The organism is Streptomyces sp. NPDC029122 (assembly GCF_055569445.1).
In genome coordinates, this window is the sequence record NZ_JBVHWK010000016.1 from 1 (window position 1) to 14,361 (window position 14,361).

Sequence of the window (14,361 nt, forward strand, 5' to 3'; positions counted from 1 at the left end):
CCCACCAGCGACAGCCCGTACTCACGCACGAACGTCTCCTGCGCATCCGCCAGCTCGGCCGCCGACAGCGGATAATGCGCCCCGCCCTTCGTCAGCACCGGCAGACCCGCGTTCGGCATGCACGACAACGGAATCCGCGCATTACGGGCCAGATACCGCAGGTGCTCACTCATCTCCGCCGGACCCGTCGCACAGTTCAGACCGATCATGTCGATCCCCAACGGCTCCAACGCCGTCAACGCCGCACCGATCTCCGAACCCAGCAGCATCGTGCCGGTCGCCTCGACGGTGACCTGGACGATCAGCGGGAGGTCCTCCGTGCCGCACCACTCCAGCGCCCGCCGCGCGCCGATGACGGCGGCCCTGGTCTGCAGGAGGTCCTGGGTGGTCTCGATGAGCAGCGCGTCCGCGCCGCCGCGGACGAGGCCCTCGGCGCTCTCCTGGTAGGCCGCGCGCAGGGGCTCGTACCCCACGTGTCCGAGGGTGGGCAGCTTGGTGCCCGGGCCCATGGAGCCCAGTACCCAGCGGGGCCGGCCGTCCCTCGCGGTGTGCGCGTCCGCCGACTCGCGGGCGATGCGGGCTCCGGCCTCGGACAGTTCGTAGACCTTGTCCTCGATGCCGTACTCGGCGAGGGCGGACAGGTTGCTGCCGAAGGTGTTGGTCTCGACGCAGTCGACGCCGACCGCGAAGTACTCGTCGTGGACGGAGCGGACGATGTCGGGGCGGGTGAGGTTGAGGACCTCGTTGCAGCCTTCCATCCCCAGGAAGTCGTCCAGTGTGGGGTCGGCGGCCTGGAGCATCGTGCCCATGGCGCCGTCCGCGACCACCACGCGGGTCGCGAGTTCCTCCCGCAGTGTCCGTGTCATTCCAGGGCTCCCAGGTGTGTGGACAGTTCCGTCAGGGCGGCCGGGCCGTACGCGGCGTGGAGCCGGGCCAGCAGGGGCTCCCGCTCCAGGCGGTACTCCTGGGTGCCCGCGTGGTCGAGTACGGTCGCCGCGACCGCGCAGCCCAGCTGGGCCGCGTACCGTTCGGGGACGCCCCAGGCCGTTCCGGCGAGGAAGCCGGCCCGGAAGGCGTCGCCGACGCCCGTCGGGTCCACGACCTCCGCGACCCGCAGGGCGGGCACGGTCAGCGGCTCGCGGCCGTCGCGGCGGATCTGTACGCCGGCCTCGCCCCGCGTGGTGACCCAGGAGCCGACCCGCCGGAGGATCTGTTCCTCGGTGAGCCCGGACCGCTCGCACAGCAGGGCGGCCTCGTACTCGTTGGTGAACAGCCGGTGTGCGCCGTCGACCAGTTCCCGCACCTCGTCCCGGCCGAGCCGGGCCAGTTGCTGCGAGGGGTCGGAGGCGAAGGGGATGCCGAGCTCGCGGCAGCCCCGGGTGTGGCGGAGCATGGCCTCGGGGTCGTCCGGGGAGACCAGGACCAGGTCGGGCCTGCCGCAGCGGGCGACGACCTCCCGCAGGTCGATCTCGCGGGCTTCGGCCATGGCGCCGGCGTAGAAGGTCGCGATCTGGTTCTGCTCCCGGTCGGTGGTGCAGACGAAACGCGCGGTGTGGCGGGTGCCGCTCACGCGTACGGGGTCGGTGTCCACTCCGTGCTCCTTGAGCCACACCCGGTACGGCTCGAAGTCCCCGCCCACCGCGCCCACCAGCAGCGGGCGCAGTCCCAGCACGCCCAGGCCGAATGCGATGTTCGCCGCCACTCCGCCCCGCCGCACTTCCAGGTCGTCGGCGAGGAACGACAGGGAGACCCGGTCCAGCCGGTCCGCCAGCAGCTGCTCCGCGAACCGGCCGGGGAAGGTCATCAGATGATCGGTCGCGATGGATCCGGTGACAGCGATGCGCATGTCAGACCCCGGCGGCGGTGCGCAGCGCGTCGACGCGGTCGGTGCGTTCCCAGGTGAAGTCGGGGAGCTCGCGGCCGAAGTGACCGTAGGCGGCGGTCTGGGCGTAGATCGGGCGCAGCAGGTCGAGGTCGCGGACGATCGCGGCGGGGCGGAGGTCGAAGACCTCGGAGACGGCTTCCTGGATGCGCTCGTCGGGCAGGGTGCCGGTGCCGAAGGTCTCGACGAAGAGGCCGACGGGCTCGGCCTTGCCGATGGCGTACGCGACCTGGACCTCGCAGCGGGCGGCCAGACCGGCGGCGACCACGTTCTTGGCGACCCAGCGCATCGCGTACGCGGCGGAACGGTCGACCTTCGAGGGGTCCTTGCCGGAGAACGCGCCGCCGCCGTGACGGGCCATGCCGCCGTAGGTGTCGATGATGATCTTGCGGCCGGTCAGGCCGGCGTCACCCATCGGACCGCCGATCTCGAAACGGCCCGTCGGGTTCACCAGCAGCCGGTAGCCCTCGGTGTCCAGCTTGATGCCGTCCTCGGCCAATCGCGCCAGCACGTGCTCGACCACGAACTCCCGGATGTCCGGGGTCAGCAGCGCGTCCAGGTCGATGTCGGCGGCGTGCTGCGAGGACACGACGACCGTGTCCAGGCGGACGGCCTTGTCACCGTCGTACTCGATGGTGACCTGGGTCTTTCCGTCCGGGCGCAGGTAGGGCACGATCCCTTCCTTGCGGACCTGAGTCAGCCGGCGCGAGAGGCGGTGCGCGATGTGGATCGGCAGCGGCATCAGCTCGGGCGTCTCGTCCGTGGCGTAGCCGAACATCAGGCCCTGGTCGCCCGCGCCCTGCTGGTCGAGCCCGTCGCCCTCGCCCTCGCCGTCGACGCGCTGCTCGTAGGCCGTGTCCACGCCCTGGGCGATGTCCGGGGACTGCGCGCCGATGGACACCGAGACGCCGCAGGAGGCCCCGTCGAAGCCCTTCTTGGAGGAGTCGTAGCCGATGTCGAGGATGGCACCGCGCACCAGTTCGGCGATCGGCGCGTACGCCGTGGTCGTGACCTCTCCGGCGATGTGGACCTGGCCGGTGGTGATCAGCGTCTCGACCGCGACGCGGGACGCCGGGTCCTCGCGCAGGAGCGCGTCGAGGATCGTGTCGCTGATCCGGTCGGCGATCTTGTCGGGGTGGCCCTCGGTCACGGATTCCGAGGTGAACAGGCGCTTGCTCATGCCTGGACCGCCTCGGCGCTGAAGAAGTGGGTGCGGATGGCGTCGAGGGTGCGGATCTCATCGACCTCCAGGGTCTCCAGCTGGATGGCGCGGCCGCTGTGCTGCTCCAGCAGGAACACGAACTCGACGAAGGACAGCGAGTCGATCAGGCGGTTCTCGATGAGGTCGAGGTCGCCGGCGATGTCGTCGAGCTCCTCGTGGCGGGCGAGGAGCCAGTTCTTCACGAGCTGCAGGCCTTCGGACATGGTGTTTCTCCTTGGAGTGCTGTGTACGGGTGGGGTGGGGGGAAGTGCGGGCACGGCGGGCGCGGTCTCCGGGACCGGCAGCGGCTCGGGGACGGCGAGGGGATCCAGTACGGGGGCGGCGACCGCCACCGCGTAGTCCACGTCGTGGCTGATGGTCACGGTGATCCCGGCGATACCGGACCGCGTCGCCATCTCGGCGGCGGACCGGTGGAGTTCCACGAGCGGCCAGCCGCCCTCGGAACGCCGCACGATGATGTCCCGCCAGGGCAGGAACACGGTGCGGACGCGCAGGGTCTTGAACGCCGCCTCCTTGGCGGCGATCCGCCCGCACAGGCTCAGGACGTCGAGCCTGGCGGAGGTACGGCAGTCGGCGAGTTCGCGGGGGGTGAGCATGCGCTGGAAGAAGTCCTCGCCGTAGAGGGCGAGCAGCCGGCGGACACGGGTGACGGACACGATGTCCATGCCGAGGTTCGCCCAGCCCAGGCCACCCGCCGGCGGGGCGGCGACGGGTCGGGTCGGCACCTCAGATCGCCGGCCCGGCCGCGTTCGCCCGCAGGACGGCGGCGGTCGCGGCACCCCAGCTGCCGTGGCGGCGGGTGAGCGCGGACAGCCAGCGCTCGAGCCCGAAGGCGACACAGCTGGTGAAGGCGGGGCCGCCGCCGGAGGCGAGGGGGATCTCGCACCGGTCGCCGAAGAAGTTGCGGTGGGTGTTGACGGAGGCGATCGCGAGGTCCTCGTACAGGAACTCGTGCTTGACCGGGGTCAGGCGCTGGAGCACGGCCTTGGAGCTGCCCTTGTCGAAGAACGGGTCGCAGGCGGCCTCGCGGCTCAGCGGCAGGTCCAGGGCCTCGGCGAAGGCGTTGATCCGCCGGGTGAAGGCCGCGAGGTGCTGTTCGGCGTGCTCGCGGGTGCCGATGGCGACGATCTCCCGCATGCGGAAACCGAGCTGCCGGCGCAGTCCCTCGTAGTGGGCCTCCTTGCGGAAGCACCAGCCGACCACGGTGAAGAGCTCGTCGTCGGCGGCCGGGCGGCCCTGGTGGTCGATGTAGACGGCGTAGCAGGACGCGGAGGGCAGGCCGAGGGCGGCCGGCTCCAGCGCGTCACAGGGGAAGCAGCCGGTGTCGGTACAGAACTCGCTGGTCTCCCGGACGTCCAGGTTCAGCGGCGCGGCGACGACGGCCTGGTGGGGGAAGTTGTCGTAGTAGTCGAGCCGGGCCAGGTCGGCGGCCGGCAGCAGCGGGGGCATGGTCATCGAGCGGGCGCCCGCCTGGACGCCCCAGCTCTCGAAGGTGTCGTCGAGCAGCCGCAGCAGGGCGGTGCCCTCGGGGCCGAGCGACGGCAGGCCCCGGGTGTCTCTGGCGCTGTCGGTGGTCATGGCGGTCATGGGGAGTCACCTCTCGGGCGGCGGTGGGGCCTCTCAGACGACGGGCAGGACGTCGTCCGTGAAGATCCCGGTCTTCAGGAAGAAGCCGAGCGGTTTGCGGATGGTCTTGCGCTCGAAGGGCCGGCGGCGCTCGTCGGCGACCAGTGCGTTCCGCAGTCCCACCGGGTCGGCGATGCCGGCGTCGCGGTAGACGTGCGGGTTGTAGAGGGAGTTGAGGCTGTAGACCACGTACCGCTTGAGGTACGCCTCGACCTCGGCGACCCGGGCGGCGGGGACGGCCTGGCGCATCCGGTCGAAGAGCAGGGAGACCAGCTCGCGGCCGAAGGCGATGTGGCGGGACTCGTCCTGGTGGTGGATGCGGTTGACCTCGCGGATGGTGTGGCAGAGGTCCTCGTCCCGTGCCATCCGCGTGTTGTAGTGGTCGACGAGCTCCTCGAAGAACAGGATGCGGGCGAAGACGAGGAAGTTCTCCACCTCCGGCTCCCAGGCGGAGTCGGCGCGCAGGGCGGTGGAGCCGTAGATCTTGTCGCCGTAGCGGCGGCAGAACTCGGCGAAGAACCACATGTGCTCGTTCTCCTCACCGATGAAGTGGTGGAAGAAGTCCGAGGGCACCTCGAAGCCGGGCATGTGGATGCGGCCGACGACCTCGATGAGCAGTTCGCGGATGCCGTGCACGTTGAGGCTGTAGAAGTTGATGCTCTCCCACTTGGAGAGGCGCTGGAGGGTCTCCTCGCCGAGCTCCTCGTAGAAGGGGGTGCCGTAGACGGTGAGCAGCTCGGGGGTCATCCACATGCGGCCCTCGTCGAGCTTCTCGGGCCAGTCGAACTGCTGGTACGGGTTGTAGTACTCCTCGATGGAGCGGTGGCTGAGCCGCTCGAGGACTTCAAGGAACCGGTCGCTGACCGGCAGGGGGGCGCTGACGCCCATGGGGACTCCTCGGGTGGTGTGGTGTGGCCCTGGGCCGCGGCCCGGGCGGCGCGGCCGGTGCGGCGGCCGGCTACGGCCGGACTTCGTAGACGGCGTTGACCGGGGTCTCGGTCGCGCGGCGCCAGCGGGTGAAGCCGGCCTCCTCGGCGATGGCGCGGAAGGCCTTCTCGCCGGAGTGGTTGCCGAGCGCGTGGGGGCCGCGCTGGGCGACGGCCACGGGCAGGCACATCACGGCGGAGAGGGCCATGAACATGCGGGCGGCCGGGGTCTGGGTGTCGATGTCGTCGGGCGAGACGTTCGACTCGACCAGCATCCAGGTGCCGTCCGCGTCCAGGGACTTGTGCACGTGCTGGGCGGCGGAGACCGGGTCGCCCATGTCGTGCAGGGCGTTGAAGAAGGTGACCAGGTCGTAGCCGGTGCCGGGGTAGTCGTCGGCGGAGGCGACCTCGAAGACGACGCGGTCCGAGAGGCCCGCCTCCTCGGCCAGCTGGCGGGCGATCGAGATGGCCTCTTCGGAGTAGTCGAAGCCGTGGACGGTGGCCTGCGGGAAGGCCTTCGCGATCAGCAGGGTGGTGTGGCCGACGCCGCAGCCGACGTCGGCGACGGTGCCGCCGGCGGCCAGCTTGCCGGTGACGCCGGTGAGGGAGGGCAGCCAGTCGGCGACGAGGCGGTGCTCGTAGGTGGGCTGGAAGAAGCTGCCCATGCCGGTGTCGAGGGCGGGATCGTGCTCCGCCCAGCCGACGCCGTCACCGGTGCGGTACGCGTCCACGAGCAGGTCCTCGGTGCCGTAGAGGGCCTTGAGGGCGGTGAAGAACCCGGCGGCGAAGGTGACCGCGCTCGGGTCGGCCAGCACCGGGGCGTGGTCGGCGGGCAGGGCGTACGTGCCGGCGCTCGGGTGGCGCTCGACGTACCCGGCGCTCAGCTGGGCGTGCAGCCACTCCTCCGCGTAGCGGGCGTTGATCCCGGTGCGCTCGGCGAGGGCGGCGGGGGTGAGCGGGCCGGCCTCGGCGAGGGCGCGGTAGAGGCCGAGCCGCTCGCCGAGGGCGACGGTCAGGCCGCGTACGGCGGCGCCGGCGTCGCTGATGACGCGCTGGTGGAAGTCCTCGACGGCGGTCATGCTGCTTTCACCTCGGCGGTGGGGAGGTCACAGGTGAACAGGAAGGAGCGCGGGACGCGCGGGACGCTGCGGGCGGGCACCGGGTAGGGCCAGCGTCCGAAGTCGGCGCCGTCCTCGCCGGGCTGGCGCACCTCGCGTACGTCCCAGCCGCATTCGGCGAGCAGTTCCTCGGGGTTCTCCGTGCCGAAGAGCCACGGGTTGCCGTCCTCTTCCAGGCAGTTGAGGAAGGGCCGCGACAGCGGGTTCTGCAGGGCCGCCTTGCTGATGACGTCGCCGAGCAGGACGGAGCCGGGAGCGGAGTGCCCGGCGAGGGTGGAGATCAGTCCCCGCACGGCCTGCTCGGGGAGGAAGAAGAGGAGGCCCTCGACGACCCACAGCACGGGCTGGTCGGCGCGCCAGCCGGCTTCCTCCAGCGGGCCCGTCCAGTCCTGGGTGAGGTCGACGGGGACGGTGACGCGGGTGCGCCCGGCCGGGGCCGGCTCCCCCGCGAGCATCTCGGCCTTCGCCTCCAGGAGCGCGGGGCGGTCGAGTTCGTAGACGGTGACGCCGTCGGGCCACGGGAGGCGGTAGAAGCGGGTGTCCATGCCGGCGGCGAGGAACACGACCTGGCGGATGCCGTGCTCCTGGACGGCGCGGACGATGGCCCGGTCCAGGTAGGTGGTGCGGATGGCGAGGAACGGCACGGTGCCGGCGCCGGCGTAGCGCTCGAGCAGGTCGAAGCCGATGGTGTCGGCGACGGTGCGCGCGTACGGATCGGCGAACAGCCGGTCCTCGCGCTCGGTTTCCAGGGCCCGCGCGGCGGCGGTCCACTGGGCGGTGCGGGATACGGCCTCCACGGGAGGCTCCCTTCGCTTCGTCGGGCAGGGGGGCGGAGGTCAGGCCGGGGAGCCCGCGCGGACGACGGGGTCCTCGGCGGCGGCGGGGTGCGGCGCGTCGCACTCGGCGGGCCGCCGCTCGAAGATGCTGTGCAGGATCATGCTGAACACGACGTTCCCGTCGGCGTCGGCCAGCGTGCACTTGGGCTGGACGACGCCGGTGCGCGGGTTGAACGGCGAGGGGCGCGAGCCCAGGATCTCGACGCGCGCCGTGAGCACGTCCCCGGGGCGGACGGGCCGCAGGTAGCGGATCTCGTCGACGCCGGGGGAACCGGTACAGGCGCTGTAGGCGAGCAGCCCGTCCACGTAACGGCGCATGAACATCGAGGCGCTGTGCCAGCCGCTGGCGATCAGGCCCCCGAACGGGGACCGTTCGGCGAGCTCGGGGTCGGTGTGGAAGGGCTGGGGGTCGAAGCGCCGGCCGAACTCCAGCACCTCCTCCGTCGTGACGGTGACGGTGCCCAGTTCGTGGACGTCACCGGTCCGGAAGTCCTCGAAGTAGCGCATCACGCAACCCCCTTGACGGAGAGGAGTGGTTTCTCTGGCGTGAACCAATCTACGAATCAGCCGATTATTTTGTCAACCCAAAAGAAGACCGCAGTGCCTGTTCGCTGTCCTGCCAGAGGTCCTCCGGATCCTCGATGCCGACCGACATCCGGACGAGGCCCGGACCGATGCCGGCGCGCGCCAACGCCCCTTCGTCCAGCTCCCGGTGGGAGGTGCTGGCGGGGTGGGTGACCAGCGTCTCCACCCCGCCCAGCGACAGCGCGAGCCGCGCCAGCCGCACCCCCTCGACGAAGGCGCGCCCCGCGTCACGGCCGCCGTGCAGCTCGAAGGAGAGCAGCCCGCCCCCGCCGGAGAGCACTTCGCGGGCCCTCGCGTACGAAGGGTGCGTTCCCAGCCAGGGCCAGTGGACGGCCGCCACGGCGGGATGGGCCGCCAGCCGCTCCGCGAGCAGGCCCGCGTTGGCGCAGTGCTCGCGCATCCGCAGCGGAAGTGTGGCGATCCCGCGCAGGGTCAGCCAGACGGCGAACGGGTCCGGCGTGGCGCCCAGTTCGACCGTGCGCGGCCAGACCTCCCGGCGCAGCGCGTCGTCCGCGAAGACGGCCGCGCCGCCCAGGACGTCGGAGTGCCCGGCGAGGTACTTGGTGGTGGAGTGGAACACGATGTCCGCACCGTGCTCGACGGGACGGCACAGGACCGGCGAGGCCAGGGAGTTGTCCACGGCGCTGAGCACGCCGAGCCTGCGGGCCGCCGCCAGGAGACCGGGCAGGTCCGGGACCTGCCCGGTGGGGTTGGCGATGGTCTCCAGGACGAGCAGCCGGGTACGGGGCCCGGCGAGCGCCTCGAACTCCCCCACGTGGTCACCGCTGATGTGGTCGACCCGCACCCCGTAGCGCTCCGCCAGGTCGTTCAGCGCCGCGTACGTCCCCCCGTACAGGCAGCGCTGCGCGATCACCTGGTCGCCGGGGCGCAGCAGGGCGAGCAGGACCCCGCTGATCGCGCCCATCCCGGAGGCGAAGGCGATGGCCGAGGCGCCGCCCTCCAGGCCGGCGAGGGTGCGTTCGAGGGCGCGCACGGTGGGGTTGCCGCGGCGGCTGTAGACGTACGCCCCGTCGGGTCCGGCCATGGCCCGCGCCAGTTCGTCGGCCGAGTCGAAGGCGAAGGCCGAGGACTGGACGAGCGGCACGGACAGCGGCCGGCTGCCCGGGACTTCGAGCTCGTGGGCCACGTGCACGGCCCGGGTGCGGATGTCCCGCATCGAGGGATCCTTCATCGAGGCGTCTTTCATCGAGGTGTCCTTCATCGAGGTGTCCTTCATTGAGGGGTCTCCCTTTCGTCCGGGTACGGAAAAAGGGGTCGCCCGACGTCCGGGAAGGACGTCGGGCGACCCCTTGGGTGAGCGGGGGCGACCCCGTACGTCACACCCCCGCCGTCTCGCTGCGCGACGCGGGGGCGTCGGCGGCGGGAGCGGCGGCCTGGGCGGCGGATTTGTCGCCCTTCATCACGAGCAGGGTGATCACCGCACCCGCGGCGGCGATGCCGGCGGCGCCGATGAAGGCTGCGCTGAACCCGTCGGTGAGGGCGGGCAGGTTGCCCAGCTCACCGGCGCCCTGGGTGGTGGCGAGCGCGGTCAGGGCGGCCAGGCCGAGGGCGGAGCCCACGTTGTAGGTGGTGTTGACGATGCCGGAGGCGAGGCCGGCCTGTTCCTGCGGGGCGCCGGACATCGCGGCGATCATCGCCGGGATGTAGGCGAGCGCCATGCCGAGCGCGGCGACGAGCGAGGCGGGCAGGACGTCGACCAGGAAGGTGCCGGTCGGCTCGACGGCGGACAGCCAGACCAGCCCGGCGGCGAGGGCGAGCAGACCGGTCACGATCAGCGGCTTCGCCCCGAAGCGGCCCATGAGGCGGGCGGTGATGGCCGTCATGAAGATCATCAGCAGGACCGTCATGGGGAGCAGTGCCGCACCGGAGGCGAAGGCGCCGTAGTTCAGCACCTGCTGGAGGTACAGGTTGAGGAAGTACCACATCGGGATCCAGGCGGCGCCGAGCAGCGTCATCGCGAGGTTGGCGGAGCCGAGGCGCGGGATCCGCCACACGCTGAGCGGCATGAGCGGCTCGCGGACGGTCTTCTGGATCACGAGGAAGAGCACGAGCAGGACGGCCGCGCCGATCAGCTCCAGCACGGTGGCGGTGGCGCCCCAGCCGACCTCGGGGGCCCGGACGACGGCGAACACGGCGAGCGCGAGCCCGGCGGTGACGGCGACGGCGCCGAGGACGTCGACGGAACCGCGGCGGGACTGGACGGCGGGCAGCAGCTTGGTCGCGGCGAGGGTGGCGACGCCGATCGGGACGTAGATGATGAAGACCCACGGCCAGCTCACCCATTCGGTGAACACACCGCCGAGGAACACGCCGGCCGTACCGCCGGCGGGGGCCGCCGCGCCGTAGAGGGCCATCGCCTTGCCGAGCTCCTTGGGGTTGTGCCCGAAGAGCATCATCAGCAGGGTCATGGCCGAGGGCGCGATCAGCGCGCCGCCGACCCCCTGGACGGCCCGGCCGGCGATCTCGACCGAGGCGCTCTGCGCGGCGGCGGCGAGCACCGACCCCACGATCATGACGACCCAGCCGGTGGCGAAGATCTTGCGCGCCCCGAACAGGTCGGAGAGCCGCCCGCCGAGCAGCAGTAGTCCGCCGAAGACGATGACGTAGGCGTTGAAGACCCACTGCAGCTCGCCCTGCGAGAAGCCCAGGTCCTTCTGCATCTCGGGGAGCGCGACCCCGATGATCGAGGTGTCCATGATGACCATGAACTGAGCGGCGGCGAGCACGCCAAGTGCCCACCAGCGCCGGGGATTGACGGTTGACATGCCCTGACCTTTCTCTGTCATATACCCCTGGGGGGTACCTTCGCGAAGCAACGTAGCATACCCATGGGGGGTATGTAAGAGAGGTGTGAGAAACGCGTACGGATCCCCGCCCGGACACACGCGTGCCCCGCCCCGGCCGAAGCCGGGACGGGGCACGCGCGACACCTAACGTGCCGTCAGAACTGCGGCCACCGAGGCCGGGACGGCGGCCAGGCCCGCCGGACGGCTGGTGAAGCTGCCCCGGCCCTGGGTGCGGCCGCGCAGCCGGGACGCGTACCCGAACAGCTCGGCCAGCGGCACCGTAGCCGTGATCACCGAGGTCCCGGACTGCCCGGCGGAGCCCGTGACCCGGCCCCGGCGCGCGGCGAGGTCCCCGAGGACCGCGCCGACGCCGTCGTCCGGAACGGTCACCGTGACCTCCGCGACCGGCTCCAGCAGCTCCAGCGCGCAGGCGCGCAGGGCGTCCCGCAGCGCGAACCGGCCCGCCGCGCGGAACGCCATCTCCGAGGAGTCCTTGGAGTGGGTCGCCCCGTCCGTGAGGACCACCCGCAGGCCCGTCACGGGATGCCCGCCGAGGGGACCCTCGGCGAGGGCGTCCCGGCAGCCGGCCTCCACGGCCCGCGCGTACTCCTGGGGCACCCGGCCGCCCACGACCGCCGTACGGAACTCGAAACCGGGCTCCTCCAGCGGCTCGACGTCCAGCACGACGTGCGCGAACTGCCCGGCGCCGCCGTCCTGTTTGACGTGCCGGTACACGAAGCCGGACACTCCGCGCACGACGGTCTCCCGGTAGGAGACCTGCGGCCGTCCGACGACGACCTCCACCCCGTGGAAGCGGCGGACCTTCTCCACCGCGACCTCCAGATGCAGCTCGCCCAGCCCCGACAACACGGTCTGTCCGGTCTCCGCGTCGGTCCGCACCACCAGGGAGGGGTCCTCCTCGGCGAGCCGGGCCAGGGCGGAGGCGAGCCGCCCGGTCTGGGCGCTGCCGCGGGCCTCGACCGCGACCGACACCACCGGGTCGGCCACCGTGGGCGGTTCGAGGAGCAGGGGCGCCTGCGGCGCGCACAGGCTGGTTCCGGCCCGTGCCGACTTCAGCCCGACGACGGCGACGATGTCGCCGGCCACCGCCTCCTCCCGTTCCTCGTGCCGGTCGGCCTGCACCCGCAGGATCCGCCCGACGCGTTCCGTCCTGCCCGTGGCCGGGTCCAGTACGGAGTCACCCTTGCGCAAGGTGCCCGCGTAGACCCGCAGGTACGTCAGCCGCCCCGTCGACGTCGCCGTCACCTTGAAGGCGAGCGCGGCGAGGGGCTCCGCCGGGTCGGCGGCCCGCTCCCGCACCGGCGGCATGTCCCCCGGCGCGGGCAGGTACGCCACGACGGCGTCGAGCAGCGGTTCGATGCCCCGGTTGCGGTACGCCGAGCCGCACAGCACGACCACGCCGTCCCCGGCGAGCGTCAGTTCCCGAAGGGCGCGCACCAGCGTCCCCTCGCTCAGCGCGGAGCGGGCGCAGAACTCCTCCAGGGCGTCCGGGTGGAGTCCGGCCACCGTCTCCTCCAGGAGGCGGCGCCTGAGCCGGGCCTCCTCCAGCAGCGGTCCCGGCACGGGCACCGTCTCGTACGGGCCGCCGTCGCCGGCGCGCCAGAGCAGCGCGCGCATCCGCAGCAGGTCGACGACCCCCGTGAAACCGTCCTCGCGCCCGACCGGCAGCTGCACGACCAGCGGCACGGCGCCGAGCCGCTCCCGGATCGAGGCGACGGCCGTGTCGAGGTCGGCGCCCGCCCGGTCCAGCTTGTTGACGAACGCGATCCTCGGTACGCCGTGCCGGTCCGCCTGCCGCCACACGGACTCGCTCTGCGGTTCGACACCGGCGACGGCGTCGAACACCGCGACCGCCCCGTCGAGGACGCGCAGGGAGCGCTCGACCTCGTCGGAGAAGTCCACGTGTCCGGGTGTGTCGATCAGGTTGACGCGGTGCCCGTCCCAGGCGCAGCTGACGGCCGCGGCGAAGATCGTGATGCCCCGGTCGCGTTCCTGGGGGTCGTAGTCGGTGACGGTGGTCCCGTCGTGGACCTCGCCCCGCTTGTGGATGGTGCCGGTGGCGAAGAGGATCCGCTCGGTGACGGTGGTCTTGCCGGCGTCGACGTGGGCGAGGATGCCGAGGTTGCGTACGGCAGCGGCGGCAGTGGTGTTGCTGGTGCTGGTGTGACGGTTGGTGCGCATGACCCGGGGCCTTTCGAATGCCTGGGGTGGGAAGAGGGCAGCGCGATTCCCGGACGCCGGTCCGCCGCGCGGCGGAGCCGCGGAGCACGGCCGGGCCCGGGAGGGCGGGGCCGTGCTGGGGATCGGGGGTGCGTCGACGGGCGTACGGTGACAGCCGCGCGGCTGTTACCGCGCGCTGCGGGACACCGGGATCACGTCGTACCGGCAGGGGGGAACGACGGCGGCGGTGCGGTACGTACGCATGGCCCGGTTCCCCTTCTCTTCGCTCGGCATCGGCGGACACCGCCCCGGCGGCGGCGCGCACCGCGACTGTAGGCGGCGCGCACCGGCCGGGGCACCTGGTTTTCCCGGCGGCTGTCAGGCCCCGGTCAGGAGGCGGGCGCGCAGCCGCGCCGTGGTGTCCGGGGTGATCCCGACGGCGTCGGTGAGGTACGCGGACGGGGAGCCGTACCGGGCGGTGAGGTCGGCGAGGACCAGGGACATGACGGTGGCGGGGGCCCTGCCGTACGAGGGCCAGCGCATGGTGCGTCCCGGGTTGGCGGCGTGCCAGTCGGCGGTGAGGCGCTCGGTGGCGAGCTCGGTGAGGGCGAAATCGGCCAGGATCTGTTCCTCGGGCACGTCGAGGAGGGTCAGGACCAGGGCGGCGATCAGGCCGGTGCGGTCCTTGCCGGAGGTGCAGTGGAAGACGGCGGGGCCGGGGCCGTCGGCGATGAGCCCGATGGCGCGGCCGATCTCGTCCACGCCGTCCTCGGCCACCTCCGCGAAGCGGTCGGCGAGGTAGCGCCAGGGGTCGAGGGCGGGGTCGATCTCGGCCTGGTCGTACGGGCGGTGCTCGATGCTGAGGTTGGCGTACGTGAAGCGCTCCGGCTCCGGTATCCGGCCCTTGGCCTCGATCTCCCAGGGGTAGCGCAGGTCGATGACGGTCCGGACGCCGAGCCCGAGGAACCGGTCCCAGTCGGCGCCGTGGAGCTTGCCGAGGGAGTCGGCCCGGTAGAGGCGGCCCCAGGCGACGGCCCGGCCGTCGGCCGAGCGGTAGCCGCCCATGTCGCGGAAGTTGTGGAGGCGTTCGAAGGGGACGTGGCGGCGTTCCTCGCGGGTGGGCTCGCGGGTCAACGGGGGCTCCTGGGCGGGTCGGTGGGACGGGTGCGGCCAGGATG

13 protein-coding genes are annotated in these 14,361 nt (G+C 72.2%); all 13 read right to left on the minus strand.

Translation table 11 applies throughout. The annotated features are described in order from the left end of the window. Positions 1–866 (minus strand): homocysteine S-methyltransferase family protein (locus ACZ4WZ_RS19410; RefSeq protein WP_467891849.1); only part of this gene is annotated, 866 nt, incomplete at its 3' end. After that, on the minus strand, positions 863–1,846 hold the full coding sequence (locus ACZ4WZ_RS19415) for a carbohydrate kinase family protein (RefSeq protein ID WP_467891851.1): 984 nt from the start codon (positions 1,844–1,846) through the stop codon (positions 863–865). The genes ACZ4WZ_RS19415 and ACZ4WZ_RS19410, both read right to left, overlap by 4 nt. A 1-nt stretch (position 1,847) precedes the next feature. Continuing rightward, positions 1,848–3,062 (minus strand): methionine adenosyltransferase, encoded by a 1,215-nt coding sequence (metK, locus tag ACZ4WZ_RS19420; RefSeq protein WP_467891853.1) that lies wholly within the window; start codon positions 3,060–3,062, stop codon positions 1,848–1,850. Next, complete coding sequence (gene acpS, locus ACZ4WZ_RS19425) at positions 3,059–3,829, minus strand: holo-ACP synthase (protein WP_467891855.1); 771 nt, start codon at positions 3,827–3,829, stop codon at positions 3,059–3,061. Before acpS ends, metK begins: the two co-directional genes overlap by 4 nt. Before the next feature lies 1 nt (position 3,830). Continuing rightward, entirely contained in the window at positions 3,831–4,691 is an 861-nt protein-coding gene (locus tag ACZ4WZ_RS19430; RefSeq protein WP_467891857.1) for a class-II aminoacyl-tRNA synthetase family protein, read from the minus strand. Positions 4,692–4,724: 33 nt separating this feature from the next. Beyond that, complete coding sequence (locus tag ACZ4WZ_RS19435) at positions 4,725–5,618, minus strand: diiron oxygenase (RefSeq protein WP_388946376.1); 894 nt, start codon at positions 5,616–5,618, stop codon at positions 4,725–4,727. A gap of 70 nt (positions 5,619–5,688) precedes the next feature. Beyond that, the gene (locus tag ACZ4WZ_RS19440; protein WP_467891860.1) at positions 5,689–6,735 is read right to left on the minus strand and encodes a methyltransferase domain-containing protein; all 1,047 of its coding nucleotides are present in this window, start codon (positions 6,733–6,735) and stop codon (positions 5,689–5,691) included. Further along, positions 6,732–7,571: a class I SAM-dependent methyltransferase gene (locus ACZ4WZ_RS19445; RefSeq protein ID WP_467891862.1), complete on the minus strand. Its 840-nt coding sequence runs from the start codon at positions 7,569–7,571 to the stop codon at positions 6,732–6,734. Before ACZ4WZ_RS19445 ends, ACZ4WZ_RS19440 begins: the two co-directional genes overlap by 4 nt. 39 nt (positions 7,572–7,610) lie before the next feature. Continuing rightward, positions 7,611–8,117, minus strand: coding sequence for a MaoC family dehydratase (locus ACZ4WZ_RS19450; RefSeq protein ID WP_467891864.1), 507 nt, complete (start codon positions 8,115–8,117; stop codon positions 7,611–7,613). 64 nt (positions 8,118–8,181) lie between these two features. Further along, a complete protein-coding gene (locus ACZ4WZ_RS19455; protein WP_467892089.1) occupies positions 8,182–9,387 on the minus strand; it encodes a trans-sulfuration enzyme family protein in 1,206 nt (401 codons plus the stop codon). A gap of 145 nt (positions 9,388–9,532) precedes the next feature. Then, positions 9,533–10,981 carry an MFS transporter gene (locus tag ACZ4WZ_RS19460; protein WP_467891866.1) on the minus strand — a complete coding sequence of 483 codons (1,449 nt, stop codon included), beginning with the start codon at positions 10,979–10,981 and terminating at the stop codon, positions 9,533–9,535. A 165-nt stretch (positions 10,982–11,146) separates the two neighbouring features. Continuing rightward, a complete protein-coding gene (fusA, locus tag ACZ4WZ_RS19465; RefSeq protein WP_467891868.1) occupies positions 11,147–13,204 on the minus strand; it encodes an elongation factor G in 2,058 nt (685 codons plus the stop codon). Between the two features lie 357 nt (positions 13,205–13,561). Continuing rightward, complete coding sequence (locus ACZ4WZ_RS19470; protein ID WP_467891870.1) at positions 13,562–14,317, minus strand: tyrosine-protein phosphatase; 756 nt, start codon at positions 14,315–14,317, stop codon at positions 13,562–13,564. Positions 14,318–14,361 lie beyond the last annotated feature (44 nt).